Source organism: Staphylococcus sp. AC872 (assembly GCF_979255425.1).
In genome coordinates, this window is sequence record NZ_CEEDKW010000054.1 from 1 (window position 1) to 276 (window position 276).

At 63.8% G+C, this 276-nt stretch carries 1 protein-coding gene; it reads right to left on the bottom strand.

Translation table 11 applies throughout. The annotated features are described in order from the left end of the window. The coding region (locus tag ACZ267_RS12900) for a putative RNA methyltransferase (protein WP_463680347.1) at positions 1 to 276 on the bottom strand (276 nt) is incomplete at both ends.

The window sequence follows — 276 nt, forward strand, 5'->3', positions numbered from 1 at the left end:
GTGCCAGGTGATGGCCGGTTCCAGCGCCTACTTCGACGATGCGATCACGGTCGGTGAGAACCTCGGCTAGCCGAGCATCAAGGTCACGGAACAGCCCGGCGCCCAACACTCTCTGACGGGCGGCGATCATCTCGGCGGTGTCCGCATTCGCCCCGGCCGGGGTATGTGTCATGGTGACGTAGCCCTGCTTCGCGATGTCGAGGCTGTGGTGTTGTGGGCACCGAAGAGACCTCCCGTCAAGAGCTAATGGGTTTTCGCGACCGCGCCGTTGACAGG